Below are 15,850 nucleotides of genomic sequence, written 5' to 3'. Positions count from 1 at the left end.
AGAGCCGCATACGGAGGAAGAATGACCCAGCAGTTCCAGCAGCACGGTTTCCAGCCCGGTGCAGCACCCGAATATTCACGGCCGCCGTTGCCCGCACAGAACACAGGCTGGGCCGTCGCGGCACTCATCTTCTTCTGGCCGCTCGCATTCTCGGCATTCGACAATTCTTCCAAGGTTTTCCCGCTGTGGATGATGGGCGACTACGAAGGCTCCCACCGCGCGTCGGCCCAGGTGAAGAAATTGGGAAAGATCTCGCTGATCATCTGGGCGGTGTTCATGGTGCTGCTCGTCGTCCTGTACGTCGTCATCTTTGCTGTGGCGATGGCGAGCGTCGAGGCGGTGACGGAGTACCCGTCGTATCGCTGAGCTGTTCGGTCCGGACCGAGATGTGGTGTGACAGCACAGCCATGGTGAACAGGCCGATGGCGAGATTGGGGAGGGCGCCGAACCCTGAAGTGGCGAAGTTGGCCAACGCATTCAGTGCGGTGAAGATCAGTGCCGCAGTCCGAAGAGTACGCAGGGCCCGCAATGAGTCGGTGCGGCGGACGGCGATCATCGCCGGGAGAGCCATCACCAACGTGATCACCGCGCTGACGAACAGGATTCCACCGGTGATCCCCATCTGGTCGATCTCGATGTGAGCATCGTCGGTATCGACATGCAGTCCACCGGCCACGAGCTGTACGACACCGAAGATCACCCCGGCTATCGCGGCCAGCACCATGAGCCACCCGACGATCGGCACCCATCGGGGACTGCGGAAGAAGCGTGGGACGAGGCCGGCGACGAAATGCTGGCCTGCTCCGATGCGGTCGGCACTGTGAGCTGCAGAATCGAGCAGCACGCGCACCCCTTCGACCGCGCGAGTGTCGCTGCCGAGCGCCTGCGCTTCGTCGAGCATGCGTGCAGCGGCCTCGCGTCGGTGCGGAGGAATCCCACCCGCGAGGCCGTCGGCGGCGATAGCGGCAGCATTTGCCAGATACTCGGCGGCCGTGGGGGCTCGGGCGATGCGAATGAGCCGGTTCGCCACCAGGACGACCACGATGAGCACGTACATGATTTCCGCTGACGGCCCGTAGAAGTAGTCGTTGTCCTTGGTGACGAACTTGCCGATCTCGTCGAGGAACAGTCCGAATCCGATGCCGCCGAGCACTACCGCGACCACCCGCGGCCCGAAACCGAGGAAAAGCCAACCGATCAGCAGCGCCGCCATCATCGCAGCCCCGCCGTAGAGGGCGTGCGCGATGTGCAGGGTCGCCCCGCCCACTTGGGGGTAACCGGTGAGAACCAGATACAGCCGAGTGACCAGAATCGTGATGATGGCAATGACCAAGAACGCTTCGGCATACGAACTGCCGTAGGCGGTGCGCAGTAGGTGCTGCTTCGAGTTTTCGGATCCGGTGCTCACAGAATGTGATTCAACAGGACCGGCTGCGGTTCAGTCGGCGAATCGCTGTCGGTAGGCCGTCGGGGTGGTTCCGAAGGTGGAGACGAAGTTCTGCCGGAACGTCACGGTGCTCCCGAACCCGCATGCGGATGCGATGGCGTCGATACCCCAGTCGGTGGTTTCGAGCAGAACGCGTGACTCTTGAAGTCGACGATCGAGAACCCACTGCGCCGGCGTCGTGGCGGTGGCCTGTTGAAAGTGCCGCACGAAGCTGCGTCGGCTCATCTTTGCGTGTTCGGCGAGTCGCTCGACGCCCAGCGGCTCATGGAGATGTGCTTGCGCCCAGTCCATTGTGTCGGTGATGGCGGTGTCGCCGGTGGGGCGGTGGAGGGGACGTTCGATGTACTGAGCTTGTCCGCCTTCGCGGTGCGGAGCCACGACGAGGCTGCGGGCTATCCGGGTGGCGATCGCCGACCCCAGATGCTTGCGCACCAGATGCAGACACGCGTCGATCGACGATGCGGTGCCTGCCGAGGTGAGGACATCACCGTGGTCGATGTACAGCACCGAGGAATCCACTTCGGTGCCGGGATGCCGTTCGGCGAGCTCGGGCATCATTTCCCAGTGGGTGACCGCTGCGCGGCCGTCGAGGAGTCCGGATTCGGTGACAGCGAATGCGCCGAGGCACAGTCCCGCAATGGTCGCGCCGCGAGTGTGCGCGTCTCGGAGCATGGTTGTCAGCGAGTCGCTGACCGGCGCCAGGGTCTGTGGCCAGGACGGGATGATGACGATGTCGGCCCAGTCGACGGTGTCCGGTCCTGAGATTTCACCGATCGGGTAGCCCTCGACGGTGCGGATCGAACCGGCGCTGTCCGACCAGAGGCGGGTCTCCCAGTCGGATGCGAGGTCGAGCCGCGCGAGTTCACCGAACACCATCAACGGTGCCGCGAGGTGAAACATGGTGATGTCGTCGAAGGCATAGATCGCGATATTCATCAGTTGGCCCAATCTCATCGTAAGTAGGCATCTGTGCCACTCGTGTCGAGCGTAGACCTATCGAACAATCGAAGTCGGAGGAGCACACACCGTGCGCCCGCTCAGTCTGATTCGAGGAGCCGATCGTGACCACACCCCGCCGCGCCCTTGTCGTCGTCGATGTCCAGCAGGAGTACTTCGACGGACCGCTCGAAATTCAGTACCCGCCCCGCGACGAATCGCTGGCCAACATCCTCGGCGCGGTGGAAGCCGCGACCGCGAACGACGTGCCCGTCATCGTTGTCCAGCACCGCATGCCCGAGGGCGTTCCCGTGTTCGCCGAAGGTTCGAAGGGCTGGTCGCTCCATCCCGAGTTCGAACAGCGCGTCGACCCGGAATGGAAGCGCGTCGACAAGGATTACGGAAGCGTGTTCGCCGGGACGGACGTGGCCGAGTGGCTGCGTGCACGCGACATCGACACGATCACGATCGTCGGATACATGACCAACAACTGCGACCTCGCGACCGCCGTCGAAGCGGAGGGATTGGGCTTCGCGACGGAAATCCTCTCCGACGCCACAGGTGCGATCCATCTGGCCAACGAGGCCGGAAGTGTCTCGGCGCAGGCGCTTCACACCACGCTGATGGTGTTGCTGCAGTCGAATTTCGCTGCGGTGGCCACGACCGAGGAATGGATCAAGGCGGTAAAGTCCGGTGCTGCTCTGTCCAAGAGCAACCTGGTCGAGTCTGCGCTGCAAGGTCGTTCGGCGGTCGCGTCCGTCTGACAGGTGCGTCGAGTCCGCTCACTCCGGTAGGGGTGAGCGGACTTGCCCGTTCATGCGTCTTCACCATCCGAGCGAACGGATCCTTCGCTACGTTGAACGAGACGGGTGTGCCGTTCGCTCGGTGCGGTCTCACTCATTCCACCTCTGCCAGCCCGTACTCGGGCCGCCCGGCAGGCACGTACGAGCAGATGCTCACACCCGACTTGGTGGTGCGGGAGTCGACGAGCGTCAGCGCGGTGTCGAGCCCCTGATCACCGAACAATCTCTGGCCCTGCCCGACGACAACCGGGAAGGTGAGCAGCCGGTATTCGTCCACCAGATCGTGGTCGTGCAGCAGGCGCACGAGCTCGAGGCTTCCGTGTACCTGTAGTTCGCGACCGGGTTGCTCCTTCAGCTTCGCCACCGCTGTCGGCACGTCGCCGTCGAGTACCGTCGTCGGACCCCACGGTGGTTCGGTGAGCGTGCGTGACGCGACGTACTTGGGGAGCGTGTTGAGTGCGTGCGCGACCGGGTCGTCGGGATCGGTCGAGTTGGGCCACGACGCGGCGAAGATGTCGTAGGTCTTCCGCCCGAGCAGAAAGGCGTCGACCTGCGCGAACACTTCGTCGATGAAGTCGCCGGTGTCTTCGTCGAACAATGGAACGGCCCAACCGCCCCGAGTGAACCCACCACTGAGGTCTTCCTCGGGGCCGCCGGGCCCCTGTGCCACACCGTCGACCGATACGAACGTCGTCACTGTCAGCTTCATGGTCTTCCCTTCCGAATGTGTCTCGAGAGGTAGACCCGACGGTTACCGGAAACTCATCGCCTTCGTCTTGCGACGGTGCAGGACCGTGCAGGTACCGGCAATGGCAGCGGTGAGTGCACCGGTCGCGAGCAGCTGAGTGCGAGCGGCGCTGTCGAACAATGCAAGTATCACGATTCCGGCGAGCAGACCGAGCGTCGCGTACGACAGGTACGGGAAGCCCCACATCTTCAGTGGCAGAGTATCTTCGGTGCCGTCGCGCCGAGCTCGACGACGCAACACCATGTGCGACACGGCGACGAATGTCCACAGCACCAGAATGGTGGAGCCGACGGCATTGAGCAGTAGCGGCAGCACCTTGTCGGGGTAGGCGTAGTTCAGGCCGACGGCGATGAATCCGAACGCCACCGAGGCGAGGACCGCATTGCGCGGGACCCCGTTCTTGGAGGTGCGTCCGAACGCTGGATGCGCCGAACCCCGGTGCGAGAGTGAGAAGATCATCCGTGATGCACTGAACAGCATCGCGTTGAGCGACGACAGCAGCGCCACCACCACGATCACGGTCATCACCGCAGCGGCTCCCGGCACCGCACCCGCCTGCAGCACCGCAACAAACGGTCCGGTCGCGAGATCCTCCGACGTCCACGGCAGGATCGTCACCATCACCAGCACGGAACCGATGTAGAACACGAGGATTCGCCACACCAGGGTGCGCACAGCGCGGCCGACGTTGCGTCGCGGATCAGAGGTTTCGGCAGCCGCGATCGCGATGATCTCGGTGCCACCGAATGCGAAGACGACGATCAGCAGGCCGGCGGCGATCCCCGCGATGCCGGTCGGCGCGAAACCGCCGTGGGCTGTGAGGTTGGCGAAACCGGTGGTGTCGAAGGTGGGCATCCACCCCGCGATCATGGCGATACCGATCGCGAGGAACGCGACGATTGCGGTGATCTTGATTGCTGCGAACCAGAATTCGACTTCGCCGAAGCGTTTGACGCCGACGAGATTCACGCCGGTGAGGACGACCATGTAGAACAGCGCCGACGCCCACTGCGGGATCCCGGGCAGTGCTACCGCGGTGATCGCCGCGGCCCCGGTTGCTTCGGCGGCGATCACGATGATCACCTGAATCCAATAGAGATAGCCGATTGTGCGTCCTGCAACCGGACCCAGCGCCGCTTCGGTGTGGGTGGAGAACGCACCGCTGGCCGGATTCGCAGCCGCCATCTCGCCCATCATCCGCATGATGAACACGACGAGCACAGCCGCGACCAGGAACGAGATCAGGATGGCGGGGCCCGCGACCGCGATTCCCGCGCCCGACCCGACGAACAGACCCGCGCCGATCGCGCCGCCGAGACTCATCATGACGAGCTGGCGCGGCTTCATCGCGCGATGCAGACCCGCCGGTTCGGCCGTGGTGGCCGGCGTGGCGACGAGGGTGTCAGTCATCGATGCGGTCCCCGGCGGGTACGAGTTGGTCGAGGGCGATTTCGAAGGCCGTCGCGGCGAGTCCGGTGAGCTCGGGCGAGCGGTCGTGGCAGCGCCGCAGCGCGGTCGCGATGGTGTTGGAGACATCACCGAAGATCGCCGCGTCGGACACCTCCACCTCGCCTTCCATGAGTTGGGCGAACGCGCGGGCCATGCCGCAGTTGGCGATGAAATCGGGGATGACGGCGACGGACTTGTCTGCGTGCTCGTAGGTGGGACCGTAGAAGATCTCGTCGTCGGCGAACGGAACGTTGGCGCCGCTCGCGATCACCTCGAGCCCGGCGCTCACCATCCGGTCGACCTGCTCGCGGGTGACGAGACGGCTTGCAGCGCAAGGGAGGAAGATCTCGGCACCGAGATCCCAGATCTTCTCGTTCACTTCGGCGAAGGGAAGCATGCGGTCGCTGCGCAGGGAGTTGCCGTTGCGGGTGAGCAGCAGGGTGCGGATCTCGTCGAACGACAGGCCGCCGGGTTCGATGATCCCGCCGTCGCGGTCGATGATGCCGACGATTCGAGCGCCGGCCTGCGCGAGGTAGTAGGCGGCCGCAGCGCCGACGTTGCCCCAACCCTGCACGATGACGCGCTTTCCTGCGAGATCATTGCCGGGATGGAGGTGTTGGTGGTGGCGCACCGATTCGGCGACACCCCACCCGGTGATCAGGTCAGCGACAGTGAATTTCGCGTCGAGGGCCGGAGTGAACCGCGAATCCTCGACGACTTTCGCGACACCGAGTCGCAGTTGGCCGACGCGCTGGATGCGCTCGCGCTCGTCGTTGCCGAAATGTCCTGTGACAACGCCCTCCTGGGGGTGCCACAGGCCGTTCGCTTCCGTGATCGGGACGACCTCGGCCATTTCGTCGACATTGAGGTCGCCGCCGGTGCCGTAGTAGGCGCGCAGCAGAGGTGTGACGGCGGCGAACCAACGTCGGAGGACGCCGTCCTTGCGGGGATCAGAGGGATCGAAGTCGATGCCGGACTTCGCGCCACCGATGGCAGGCCCGGACACGGTGAACTTGATTTCCATGGTCTTCGCGAGGGATTCGACCTCGCGGCGGTCGAGTCCGCGTCGCATACGGGTACCGCCGCCGGCCGCTCCGCCGCGCAACGAATTGATGACGACCCAGCCGCGGGCGGTGGTGTCGGTGTCGTGCCATTCGAAGACGATCTCGGGGGTTTTGTCTTCGAACTTCGTCAGCAGGTTTTTCATGGGGAAGAACTGTGACGGCAGTAACAATCCGCACGCAACTGCGGTTCAGGCAACTGTGCACCGTGCGGAGGTTCGGGCCAGTGATAGTGCGGTTTTCTGTGCAATTCGTCCAGCTGTGCAGGTGCGGTCTAGCTGATCGGCTCAGCGACGGTAGGCGGGTGCCTTCGCCGATCGTTCGGGCTCGAGGGTTCGGAGCAGCGGCATTGCGCGGTAATGCACCACCTCCGACAGCACCATCACGCTCGTCGACCGGGCAACGATCGACGAGCGGTTCAATTCGATGAGTGTCTGCTGCAGTCCGATATGTGAATCGGCGCCGATCCGGCACAGGATGTCGCCGGCACCGGTCGTGGCGAATGCTTCGAGTACTCCGGGGATCGCTTCGAGCACCTCGGTCACTGCTTCGAGCGCGCCTTGGACGATCTCCATCGTCACGAACGCCTGGACCTCGAATCCTGCTGCAGCCAGGTTGATCCGGGGTTCATATCCGGCGATGACACCGGTGTCCTCGAGGCGTTTGAGTCGCGCCGAGACCGTAGCGCGCGCGACTGTCAGTCGGCGGGACAGTTCGAGCGCACCGACCTTCGGATCGGTGTGCAGCGCCTCCAGGAGGGCGAAATCCAACTCGTCCAGTTGCACGGGCTCACGCATGGCCGGTCCTTCCCATTGAGCCGCAAATTCTAGACCGATTGTATAGCTGAATGCGGGTTGTTCGGTGGATTCGAGCCATCGCGACCAGTTGTACGAGGCGACGTTGCGCGACCCCGTTGGGTGGGTTTCTCCTGGTGATACACGACACACGGAACGGTGCCGCGGACGGCGGCAGGAGGTTCAGGACATGACTCTCGAATACACCCTCACCGACAGTGAGAAACTCGCCCACCTCGACGCCGACGAACTCCATCGGCTCGTCGGGCTCGTCGAATACGACAGTGACAGCGACCCGTTCCCGGTGAGCGGCTGGGATGCGGTGGTGTGGGTGGTCGGCAACGCGACGCAGACCGCGCACTACTTCCAATCCGTCTACGGAATGGAACTCATCGCCTATTCCGGACCGAACACCGGTAATCGCGACCATCATGCATTCGTATTGCGCAGTGGTGCTGTACGTTTCGTGATCAAGGGTGCGGTCGACCCGAACAGTCGGCTGATCGAACACCATCGACTCCACGGTGACGGTGTTGTCGACATCGCGCTGGAGGTGCCCGACGTCGACAAGTGCATCGAGCACGCTCGTCTGCAGGGCGCAACGATCCTCGAAGAGCCTCGCGACGTCGCCGACGAAAACGGCACCGTACGCACCGCAGCGATCGCGACGTACGGCGATACTCGCCACACGCTCGTCGACCGGTCACGTTACAACGGGCCGTACCTGCCCGGCTACGTCGAGCGCACCTCCACGTTCCGTAAGCGTGATGGCGCTCCGAAGCGGCTCTTCCAGGCGCTCGATCACGTGGTCGGCAATGTCGAGCTCGGCCGGATGGACGAGTGGGTCGGCTTCTACAACAAGGTCATGGGATTCACGAACATGGCCGAGTTCGTCGGCGACGATATCGCCACCGACTATTCGGCCCTCATGAGCAAGGTGGTGTGCAACGGCAACCACCGCGTGAAGTTCCCGCTCAACGAGCCGGCGATCGCGAAGAAGCGGTCGCAGATCGACGAGTACCTCGATTTCTATCGAGGGCCGGGGGCGCAGCATCTTGCGTTGGCCACCAACGACATTCTCACCACGGTGGATTGGTTGCGCCGCGAGGGCGTCGAATTCCTTGCCACTCCCGACGCGTACTACGAGGACCCGGAACTGCGGGCTCGTATCGGTGAGGTGCGAGTGCCGATCGAGGAGCTCAGGAAGCGTGGGATCCTCGTCGATCGCGACGAGGACGGCTATCTGCTGCAGATCTTCACCAAGCCGATCGGTGATCGTCCGACGGTGTTCTTCGAACTGATCGAGCGGCACGGGTCTCTGGGCTTCGGCAAGGGCAACTTCAAGGCGTTGTTCGAGGCCATCGAGCGGGAGCAGGCTGCGCGAGGAAATTTTTGAGGACACCTGCGCCCGCGACGACGTAGTCGGGGCGTGTCAGTGATGATCGCGTTCGGCGGCGTCGGATGTACCTGTTGAGCGCCCCGAGCGCTGGCGCTGAGCGGAGCTCTGTCGCCGGCGGGACCTCGCCGAGTTTGCCGCGGTCCGGGGGAGTGTGTGCTTCCCCCCGGGGGATATTGCGGTGTCTCCGTCTTCGAGCAGGCCCTGCGTTCCACTATGTTCCGGGGCGGTCGGGGGCGAGTACTCGGCGCGTAGCTGCGCGTTGTCTGCTTTCAAGCGGCGGTTGTCGCGTTCGAGTTCGTCGGTGCGGAGCTCGAGCTCGAGGACTCGGCCGATGCCGACGAGGTTGACTCCGGCATCGATGAGCTCGGCGATGCGCTGGAGCCGGGCGAGGTCGTCGTCGCTGTAGCGGCGGGTGCCGCCCACGGTACGGCCGGGGGTTATCAACCCGTAGTCCTCGTACAATCGCAGCGCCGCGGCCCCGAATCCGGAGAGCTCAGCGGCTACCGAGATACCGTATACACCACGAGCAGAAGATGATTCGGTGTGGTACCGATCGGATCGGTCTGACATTTTCTGCTCCAATCGGGAATTTTCTGCTGAACCCACTTGTCATGATATATGCAAGATGCTATAACGAATCTACAGCATCTGCTGTAGTTTACCTGGTGGAATGAACAGCGTTTCAGGAGGTGGACGCGATGTTGATGCGTACCGATCCGTTCCGAGAACTCGACCGACTGACACAGCAGATCCTCGGAACCACAGCCCGTCCGGCCGTCATGCCGATGGATGCCTGGCGTGAGGACGACCGGTTCGTAGTGGAGTTCGATCTGCCCGGCGTCGATCCCGACTCGCTGGATCTGGACGTCGAGAAGAACACCTTGACGGTCCACGCCGAACGGCCGGTGCTCGACGAAAGCCGGGAAATGGTCGCGGCCGAGCGTCCGCGCGGCGTGTTCAGTCGTCAGTTGTTTCTCGGTGAGAACCTTGATGCCGACAAGATCGAAGCGAGTTACGAGGCCGGCGTCCTACGCTTGATGATTCCGGTTGCTGAAAGGGCCAAGCCTCGCAAGATCGCCATCACCAACGGACATTCCGAGAGAAAGGCAGTCACCGCCTGACGGATGTGGAGGGGAAACGTCCGCTGGGGCGCGGCAGCGAGGCGTGTGGGATGACGAGCGAGCGGCGTGATGATGCGATGTGGAAGGAGGTGAACGACGATGACATCGGCAACCATGGAGATCGAGGCGGACATCGACGTAATGGCGGAGATCCGTGCGCGTGAAGTGATCCGTCCGTGGCACGAATTGGATTATGCAGCGTACGTGACTGATTCGGACCGCATTCTCGCCGACGCGCTCACACCGCATGCTGCGGCAATGCTCATGCGGTTGGCCGCGGCGCAGCCCGCCGCGCCGCGCCTGCACTGCCCTGCTTCGGTGAGCTGGTCGGTGTCTTCTTGCCCGGTTCCCGAGCGGCAAGCGACGCAACGCTCACCTCCGAGATCCGAATGAACCGATGACGCACACCGCCCGGCACCGCCGACTATTCGATGTGTACGTTACGGCGTCAACCATATCCGTCGCCTCGTCGACCGGCTGACGGATCTCTGGGGCGCAGGGCCACCGAAGGTGGAAGTCACTTGTCGGCCGTGCAGGGCGGCCAGTGCTTTGCGATGAGTCGACACTGGGCCGTGCTGCAGGCCCGAGCTCGGCTCGGGCGCACATGATGATCGGGGATGGTTACGTCAGGTTCTCGAGCTGGGAACGCAAGGCCTGCTCGGTCTGCCGTACGGCCGTGCCCACAATGGGCTCGATGAGTTTACCGAGGGCGCGGCCGGCCAGGCCTCCGGGAAGTTCATAGCCGAAGACGACGTCGAGCCGGGTCTGCTCGTTACCGAGTTCGGTGAATCGCCACGAGGATAACGTGCGGAACCCCGAGATCGACGACAACACGATTGCCTTGCTGCGGTCCCATTCGACGATCTCGACGCGGGAATCGAGATTCTTCGGGCCGACCCGCATGGTGGCATCGAACCTCGCCCCGAGGCCGTGGGTCCGGTCGCCGACCGGCTCGAATCGGGCGACACCGAACATCCAGTCGGGGACGGTGCGGTGGTCGTCGATGTAGCCGAAGGCGACGTCGACGGGGACTGTCGCGACGGCGCTGTGGCGGACCTCGATCATGGTGGACGGATTCCCTTCGAAGCGTGTTCCTGTTACCGAGAGTAGCTATTACTTTTAGGCGCGGGAAGGGATGTGTCCGAAATTCTCCCCGAAACGTCCGGAAACCTGTTTCACTCACCGGTGGATCACATGGTTCCCCATGACGCAGGAGGCTTCGGTGAAGGTAAAAGCAGCAGTCATCAAGGGCGTAAACCAGCCGTGGGAGATCGAGGAGATCGATCTCGGTGACCCGGTGGCGGGTGAGGTGCAGGTCAAACTCGCGGCGTCCGGACTGTGCCACTCCGACGAGCATCTGCGGACCGGGGCTTCACCGCTGCCGTCGTTCCCCGCGCTCGGCGGTCACGAGGGCGCGGGGGTGGTCACCAAGGTCGGGCCGGGCGTGACCAGCGTGGAGGAGGGCGACCACGTCGTTCTCGCGTTCATCCCGGCATGCGGACGGTGTCGCTCGTGCGCGAAGGGGCTGCAGAACATCTGCGACGAAGGTGCAGGCCTCCTCACCGGAAAGGCGATCTCCGACAAGACCAATCGGGTGACGCTGGGCGGTGAGCCTGTCATTCAGATGTGTCTGCTGGGAACCTTCGCCCCGTATGTCACTGTCAACGAGGCCTCGGTCATCAAGATCGAGAAGGATATTCCGCTCGACAAGGCGGCGCTCCTCGGGTGCGGCGTCGCGACCGGGTGGGGATCGGCGACGGCCATCGGCGGCACCAAGGTCGGTGACGCGGTGGTGGTCATCGGTGTCGGTGGCGTCGGTATCAATTCTGTGCAGGGCGCCGCGCACGCGGGTGCGCGCTTCGTGATTGCGATCGACCCTGTCGAATTCAAACGGCAGAAAGCGAAGGAGTTCGGCGCGACGCACGTTTTCGCATCGCTCGAGGAAGCCACTCCTGTGATCGGTGAGATCACCTGGGGTGCCATGGCCGACGTCACGATCATCACCGTCGGTGAAATCCACGGCGACATGATCGCACCGGCTCTCGCGGTGACCGCGAAGGGCGGTCAGGTGGTGGTCGTCGGCATGGGTGATGCGAGGGATATCGACGTCAAGATGAGTCTGTTCGAGCTCACCTTGCTCCAGAAGCGGGTGCAGGGCGCGATCTTCGGCGGGGTGGGGCCGCGTTCGCAGATCCCCAAGCTGCTCGAGCTGTACCGCAACAACCAGCTCGACCTCGACGGTCTCGTCACCAAGACGTACAAGCTCGAAGAGATCAACGAGGGCTACGCCGACATGCTCGCAGGCAAGAACCTGCGCGGTGTCATCGTCTACGGCGACGACGACTACTGAGGCTGCGAAACCGGCCGTCCTTTACCGTGATGTCCATGGACACGCGTGAGGATCAGGTCTCCGGCGACGCCGGGTCGTGGCGACACTACGGCCCGGTGTCATTGCCGAAACCCCTGGCTGCGGCGCTCGACGCGTTCGCCGAGCGTGGTTACGACGGCACGTCGATCCGGGAGGTCGCTGCGCGCGCGGGACTCTCCGTGCCCGGTCTTTATCACCATTACCCGTCGAAGCAGGCGCTCCTGGTGTCGCTGACGACGGCGGTCATGAACGACCTGCTGGACCGCAGTCGACGGGCTCTCGCCGAAGCAGGCCCGAGCCCGTCCGAGCGGTTCGACGCGGTGGTGGAGTCGCTGCTGCGCTTCCACATGTTCCGCCGCGACCAAGCCTTCGTTGCGTCCACGGAGATGCGCAGCATGGAGCCGGAGAGCCGCGAGGCATACGTCGCGCTGCGTGACGAACAGCAGCGCATGATCGACGAGATCATCGAGGCAGGTGTCGAGTCGGGCGAGTTCACCACGCCGTTTCCCAAGGATGCGGGACGTGCGGTGGCCACGATGTGCATCGGGGTGGCCGATTGGTATCGCCCGAACGGCTCGCTCACGCCCGATGAACTCGTCGAGCGGAACCTCGCTATCGCACGCAGTGCGGTGGGAGCGCGCTGACTCTTCTTGACCGCACGGGCGGGGTGTGTCACGGTATCCATAACCGAGCGATCGTTCGGTCGGTGTGGAGAGGAAGTGATCATGGCAGTCGATCTGTCGTATTCGGATCAGGTAACCGGCCTGGTCGCGAAGACCGAAGCATTCATCCGCGACCACGTGTTGCCCATCGAAGACGCCAACGGTGGTGACATCACAGCGGCCGGAGGCGATGCCATCCGCATCGAACTGCAGAAGGCCGCCAAGGACGCCGGGGTCTTCGCGCCCCACGCTCCCATCGAGTACGGCGGACACGGCCTCGATATGTCCAACCGCGCGCCCGTATTCGAAGCCGCCGGTTACTCGCTCTTCGGCCCCACCGCGCTGAATATCGCCGCACCCGACGAAGGCAACGTGCACATGCTCGCGCACATCGCGAGCAACGAGCAGAAACAGCAGTTTCTCGCCCCACTCGCGGCAGGCGACATGCGTTCCGCATTCGCGATGACCGAACCCGCACCCGGCGCAGGCGCCGACCCCAACGCGCTCAACACACTTGCCGAGAAGGCGCCGGGCGGTTGGAAGATCAACGGTCGCAAGCACTTCATCACCGGCGCCGACGGTGCCGGCTTCTTCATCATCATGGCTCGCACCTCCGGCGAACCCGGCCGGCGCGGCGGAGCCACCATGTTCCTCGCACCCGCGGATACCCCGGGTCTGACGGTCGGCCGGCACATCGGCACTCTCGACAGGTCGATGCTCGGCGGACACTGTGTGGTCGACTTCGAAGACCTTTTCGTTCCCGACTCCGCGGTGCTCGGTGAAGTCGACCAGGGCTTCTCCTACGCGCAGGTCCGTCTGGGGCCGGCCCGTATGACCCACGTGATGCGCTGGCTCGGTGCCGCCCGTCGCGGCCACGACGTCGCCGTCGACTACGTCACCGAACGTGAGGGGTTCGGCTCGAAACTCGGCGACCTCGGCATGATCCAGAAGATGGTCGCCGACAACGAAATCGACATCGCTGCCACCCGGGCCCTGCTCACACAGGCGTGCTGGGAACTCGACCAGGGCTCGCACGCCGCCAACGCCACGTCCATCGCAAAGACGTTCGCCGCCGAGGCGATCTTCCGGATCGTCGACCGATCGGTGCAGATGTGCGGCGGCCTCGGTGTGTCCGAAGACCTTCCGCTCGCACGCCTCTCGCGTGAGGTGCGTCCGTTCCGCGTGTACGACGGACCGTCCGAGGTGCACCGCTGGGCCATCGCGAAGCGCACCGTCGGTGCTGCTCGTAAGGCTGCTGCAGCGAAGGCGGCCCGGTCGTGACCGTAGTCGAGCACGAGGGCCTGGATCTTCCTGCTCTCCAGCGTTTCCTGTCGGAATCCGGAGTCGGTATCGACGGTGAGCTTCGCGCGGAACTCATCTCCGGCGGCAAATCGAACCTCACCTACGGAATCTTCGACGACACGTCGAAATGGGTTCTCCGCCGTCCCCCCACAGCGGGACTGACACCCTCCGCACACGACGTGGCGCGCGAATTCCGCATCACCTCGGCGCTGCAGGACAGCGGAGTCCCGGTCGCGGGGACGGTCGCGCTGTGCGAGGACGAGGCAGTGATGGGCGCACCCTTCACTGTCGTCGAGCACATCGACGGCCGCGTCATCCGAAGCAAGGACGACCTCGACACCCTGACCGACGACGAGATCACCCGCTGCACCGACGAACTCGTCCGCATCATTGCTGCACTGCACAACGTCGACTTCGGTGCGGTCGGCCTCGGCGAACTCGGTCGCCCCGACGGGTATGTCACGCGCCAGGTGAAGCTGTGGGCAAGCCAGTGGGACCGCGTCAAGACCCATGAACTCCCGGACCTCGAACGACTGCATGCGACGCTCGCCGACGCGATTCCCGAATCGCCTGCGCCGTCGATCGTGCACGGCGACTACCGGATCGACAACACCATCCTGGACAAGAACGACGCGAGCAAAGTTGCCGCAGTGGTCGATTGGGAACTGTCCACGCTCGGCGATCCTCTCACCGACCTTGCACTGATGTGCGTGTATCGCCATCCCGCACTCGACGATGTGCTCGGCTTCCCGGCTGCGTGGACGAGTTCCCGCTTGCCTGCCAACGACGATCTGGTCCAGCGATACGCGGTGGCGTCGGGTCGCGACATCGCACACTGGGACTTCTACATGGGTCTCGCGTACTTCAAACTCGCCGTGATCGCCGAGGGTATCAACCACCGGTGGCGCGTCGGCGCGACCATCGGTGACGGTTTCGACAAAGCAGGAGAAGCGGTTCCGGCACTCGTCGCGGCCGGCCTCGATGCAGTGAAGGGAGCGGCCTCGTGACTTCGAGTGCACTGGTGACCGGAGCGTCGCGGGGCATCGGTTTCGGTGTCGCGCTGAGGCTCGCCGAGCAGGGCTACGCCCTGACGATCTCGGCGCGCGGCGAGGAGCGGCTCGAGAAGGCCGCCACACAACTGCGTGAGGCGGGTGCCTCGGAGGTACGCGCAATCGCTGCGGATCTCGCCGACCCCGAAGCAGCCGCACAGGTCGTGGCGGCGCACGAAGAATCGTTCGGCGCGATGCGTGCGCTTATCCTCAACGCCGGCGTCGGCACCGCGGGTGCGATCGCCGACTTCCCGGCACGCCGCTTCGACAAGACGCTCGCGGTGAACCTTGCTGCACCGTTCGCGCTGCTCCAGTCGTCGCTACCGTTGCTGCGGGCGGCCGCGGCAGCCGACCCGGGCCGCGGCGCGAAGGTGGTGGCGTTGTCGTCCATCACCGGCGTGTACGCCGAGGCCGGGCTCGCGGCATACGGGGCGACGAAGGCCGCGCTGATCTCCCTGGTCGAGACCCTCAATCTCGAGGAATCCGGCAACGGGGTCTCCGCGTCGGCGATCGCGCCCGCCTACGTCGACACCGACATGTCCGGCTGGATCAAAGAGAAGATCCCCGCCGAGACGATGCTCGAGGTGAACGACGTCGTCGAATTGGTCGATGCGCTGCTCAAGTTGTCGTCGCGGGCGGTGCTGCCGAGGTTGGTGCTCAGCCGCGCGGGAGCGAGCTTGTACGAGGCCTGACGCCCCGCGGTTATGAGGG

Annotated in this window: 18 protein-coding genes; 10 read left to right on the top strand and 8 right to left on the bottom strand. The window is 64.2% G+C overall.

What is annotated here, in order from left to right; all coding sequences use genetic code 11:
* Positions 1 to 21 precede the first annotated feature (21 nt).
* A complete protein-coding gene (locus ACFWCF_RS23550; protein WP_378566744.1) occupies positions 22 to 366 on the top strand; it encodes a CD225/dispanin family protein in 345 nt (114 codons plus the stop codon).
* Here the strand turns inward: ACFWCF_RS23550 and ACFWCF_RS23545 are convergent.
* Together ACFWCF_RS23545 and ACFWCF_RS23540 are read right to left on the bottom strand one after the other, a co-directional pair.
* On the bottom strand, positions 305 to 1,408 hold the full coding sequence (locus ACFWCF_RS23545) for a hypothetical protein (RefSeq protein WP_378566741.1): 1,104 nt from the start codon (positions 1,406 to 1,408) through the stop codon (positions 305 to 307). The two genes, ACFWCF_RS23550 and ACFWCF_RS23545, sit on opposite strands and share 62 nt — an antisense overlap.
* A 30-nt stretch (positions 1,409 to 1,438) precedes the next feature.
* Positions 1,439 to 2,383, bottom strand: coding sequence for a GlxA family transcriptional regulator (locus ACFWCF_RS23540; RefSeq protein WP_378566833.1), 945 nt, complete (start codon positions 2,381 to 2,383; stop codon positions 1,439 to 1,441).
* A 125-nt stretch (positions 2,384 to 2,508) separates the two neighbouring features.
* On the opposite strand from ACFWCF_RS23540, the gene ACFWCF_RS23535 reads away from it, so the two are divergent.
* On the top strand, positions 2,509 to 3,147 hold the full coding sequence (locus tag ACFWCF_RS23535) for an isochorismatase family protein (RefSeq protein WP_378566738.1): 639 nt from the start codon (positions 2,509 to 2,511) through the stop codon (positions 3,145 to 3,147).
* A 133-nt stretch (positions 3,148 to 3,280) separates the two neighbouring features.
* On the opposite strand, the gene ACFWCF_RS23530 is transcribed toward ACFWCF_RS23535, so the two are convergent.
* From ACFWCF_RS23530 to ACFWCF_RS23515, 4 genes are all read right to left on the bottom strand, one after another.
* Positions 3,281 to 3,895, bottom strand: coding sequence for a dihydrofolate reductase family protein (locus tag ACFWCF_RS23530; protein WP_378566735.1), 615 nt, complete (start codon positions 3,893 to 3,895; stop codon positions 3,281 to 3,283).
* Between the two features lie 42 nt (positions 3,896 to 3,937).
* Complete coding sequence (locus ACFWCF_RS23525) at positions 3,938 to 5,344, bottom strand: amino acid permease (protein WP_378566732.1); 1,407 nt, start codon at positions 5,342 to 5,344, stop codon at positions 3,938 to 3,940.
* Positions 5,337 to 6,590 carry a Glu/Leu/Phe/Val dehydrogenase dimerization domain-containing protein gene (locus tag ACFWCF_RS23520; protein WP_378566729.1) on the bottom strand — a complete coding sequence of 418 codons (1,254 nt, stop codon included), beginning with the start codon at positions 6,588 to 6,590 and terminating at the stop codon, positions 5,337 to 5,339. The genes ACFWCF_RS23525 and ACFWCF_RS23520 overlap by 8 nt, the downstream gene beginning before the upstream one ends.
* 141 nt (positions 6,591 to 6,731) lie before the next feature.
* Entirely contained in the window at positions 6,732 to 7,241 is a 510-nt protein-coding gene (locus ACFWCF_RS23515) for an Lrp/AsnC family transcriptional regulator (protein ID WP_378488624.1), read from the bottom strand.
* Positions 7,242 to 7,428: 187 nt separating this feature from the next.
* Here ACFWCF_RS23515 and hppD point away from each other — a divergent pair, with 187 nt between their 5' ends.
* Entirely contained in the window at positions 7,429 to 8,634 is a 1,206-nt protein-coding gene (gene hppD / locus ACFWCF_RS23510) for a 4-hydroxyphenylpyruvate dioxygenase (RefSeq protein WP_378488623.1), read from the top strand.
* Positions 8,635 to 8,670: 36 nt separating this feature from the next.
* On the opposite strand, the gene ACFWCF_RS23505 is transcribed toward hppD, so the two are convergent.
* The gene (locus tag ACFWCF_RS23505; RefSeq protein WP_378488622.1) at positions 8,671 to 9,207 is read right to left on the bottom strand and encodes a helix-turn-helix transcriptional regulator; all 537 of its coding nucleotides are present in this window, start codon (positions 9,205 to 9,207) and stop codon (positions 8,671 to 8,673) included.
* A 128-nt stretch (positions 9,208 to 9,335) separates the two neighbouring features.
* Here ACFWCF_RS23505 and ACFWCF_RS23500 point away from each other — a divergent pair, with 128 nt between their 5' ends.
* Positions 9,336 to 9,758, top strand: a complete 423-nt coding sequence (locus ACFWCF_RS23500) for an Hsp20/alpha crystallin family protein (RefSeq protein ID WP_378488621.1) — start codon at positions 9,336 to 9,338, stop codon at positions 9,756 to 9,758.
* Between the two features lie 99 nt (positions 9,759 to 9,857).
* Positions 9,858 to 10,151 (top strand): hypothetical protein, encoded by a 294-nt coding sequence (locus ACFWCF_RS23495; RefSeq protein ID WP_378566726.1) that lies wholly within the window; start codon positions 9,858 to 9,860, stop codon positions 10,149 to 10,151.
* Positions 10,152 to 10,379: 228 nt separating this feature from the next.
* On the opposite strand, the gene ACFWCF_RS23490 is transcribed toward ACFWCF_RS23495, so the two are convergent.
* Positions 10,380 to 10,823 (bottom strand): SRPBCC family protein, encoded by a 444-nt coding sequence (locus ACFWCF_RS23490; protein ID WP_378488619.1) that lies wholly within the window; start codon positions 10,821 to 10,823, stop codon positions 10,380 to 10,382.
* Between the two features lie 157 nt (positions 10,824 to 10,980).
* On the opposite strand from ACFWCF_RS23490, the gene ACFWCF_RS23485 reads away from it, so the two are divergent.
* The 5 genes from ACFWCF_RS23485 (at position 10,981) to ACFWCF_RS23465 (ending at position 15,831) form a co-directional block, all read left to right on the top strand.
* Complete coding sequence (locus tag ACFWCF_RS23485; protein WP_378488618.1) at positions 10,981 to 12,108, top strand: NDMA-dependent alcohol dehydrogenase; 1,128 nt, start codon at positions 10,981 to 10,983, stop codon at positions 12,106 to 12,108.
* A 35-nt stretch (positions 12,109 to 12,143) separates the two neighbouring features.
* Positions 12,144 to 12,770, top strand: a complete 627-nt coding sequence (locus ACFWCF_RS23480; RefSeq protein WP_378488617.1) for a TetR/AcrR family transcriptional regulator — start codon at positions 12,144 to 12,146, stop codon at positions 12,768 to 12,770.
* Between the two features lie 81 nt (positions 12,771 to 12,851).
* Positions 12,852 to 14,069 (top strand): acyl-CoA dehydrogenase family protein, encoded by a 1,218-nt coding sequence (locus ACFWCF_RS23475; RefSeq protein WP_378566721.1) that lies wholly within the window; start codon positions 12,852 to 12,854, stop codon positions 14,067 to 14,069.
* A complete protein-coding gene (locus ACFWCF_RS23470; RefSeq protein ID WP_378566718.1) occupies positions 14,066 to 15,097 on the top strand; it encodes a phosphotransferase family protein in 1,032 nt (343 codons plus the stop codon). The genes ACFWCF_RS23475 and ACFWCF_RS23470 overlap by 4 nt, the downstream gene beginning before the upstream one ends.
* A complete protein-coding gene (locus ACFWCF_RS23465; RefSeq protein WP_378488614.1) occupies positions 15,094 to 15,831 on the top strand; it encodes an SDR family NAD(P)-dependent oxidoreductase in 738 nt (245 codons plus the stop codon). Before ACFWCF_RS23470 ends, ACFWCF_RS23465 begins: the two co-directional genes overlap by 4 nt.
* The last annotated feature ends 19 nt before the right edge of the window (positions 15,832 to 15,850 follow it).

The organism is Rhodococcus sp. NPDC060090 (assembly GCF_042729855.1).
In the GTDB taxonomy this organism is placed as follows: Bacteria; Actinomycetota; Actinomycetes; order Mycobacteriales; family Mycobacteriaceae; genus Rhodococcus.
This window is presented reverse-complemented; position numbering and strand designations above follow the sequence as displayed.

What these genes read in the sequence shown, in the direction of transcription:
- ACFWCF_RS23550 (WP_378566744.1), top strand. Translation starts at nt 22, where the DNA reads ATGACCCAGCAGTTCCAGCAGCACGGTTTCCAGCCCGGTGCAGCACCC.
- ACFWCF_RS23540 (WP_378566833.1), bottom strand. Translation starts at nt 2,383, where the DNA reads ATGAATATCGCGATCTATGCCTTCGACGACATCACCATGTTTCACCTC.
- ACFWCF_RS23530 (WP_378566735.1), bottom strand. Translation starts at nt 3,895, where the DNA reads ATGAAGCTGACAGTGACGACGTTCGTATCGGTCGACGGTGTGGCACAG.
- ACFWCF_RS23525 (WP_378566732.1), bottom strand. Translation starts at nt 5,344, where the DNA reads ATGACTGACACCCTCGTCGCCACGCCGGCCACCACGGCCGAACCGGCG.
- ACFWCF_RS23520 (WP_378566729.1), bottom strand. Translation starts at nt 6,590, where the DNA reads ATGAAAAACCTGCTGACGAAGTTCGAAGACAAAACCCCCGAGATCGTC.
- ACFWCF_RS23515 (WP_378488624.1), bottom strand. Translation starts at nt 7,241, where the DNA reads ATGCGTGAGCCCGTGCAACTGGACGAGTTGGATTTCGCCCTCCTGGAG.
- hppD (WP_378488623.1), top strand. Translation starts at nt 7,429, where the DNA reads ATGACTCTCGAATACACCCTCACCGACAGTGAGAAACTCGCCCACCTC.
- ACFWCF_RS23505 (WP_378488622.1), bottom strand. Translation starts at nt 9,207, where the DNA reads ATGTCAGACCGATCCGATCGGTACCACACCGAATCATCTTCTGCTCGT.
- ACFWCF_RS23500 (WP_378488621.1), top strand. Translation starts at nt 9,336, where the DNA reads ATGTTGATGCGTACCGATCCGTTCCGAGAACTCGACCGACTGACACAG.
- ACFWCF_RS23495 (WP_378566726.1), top strand. Translation starts at nt 9,858, where the DNA reads ATGACATCGGCAACCATGGAGATCGAGGCGGACATCGACGTAATGGCG.
- ACFWCF_RS23490 (WP_378488619.1), bottom strand. Translation starts at nt 10,823, where the DNA reads ATGATCGAGGTCCGCCACAGCGCCGTCGCGACAGTCCCCGTCGACGTC.
- ACFWCF_RS23480 (WP_378488617.1), top strand. Translation starts at nt 12,144, where the DNA reads ATGGACACGCGTGAGGATCAGGTCTCCGGCGACGCCGGGTCGTGGCGA.
- ACFWCF_RS23475 (WP_378566721.1), top strand. Translation starts at nt 12,852, where the DNA reads ATGGCAGTCGATCTGTCGTATTCGGATCAGGTAACCGGCCTGGTCGCG.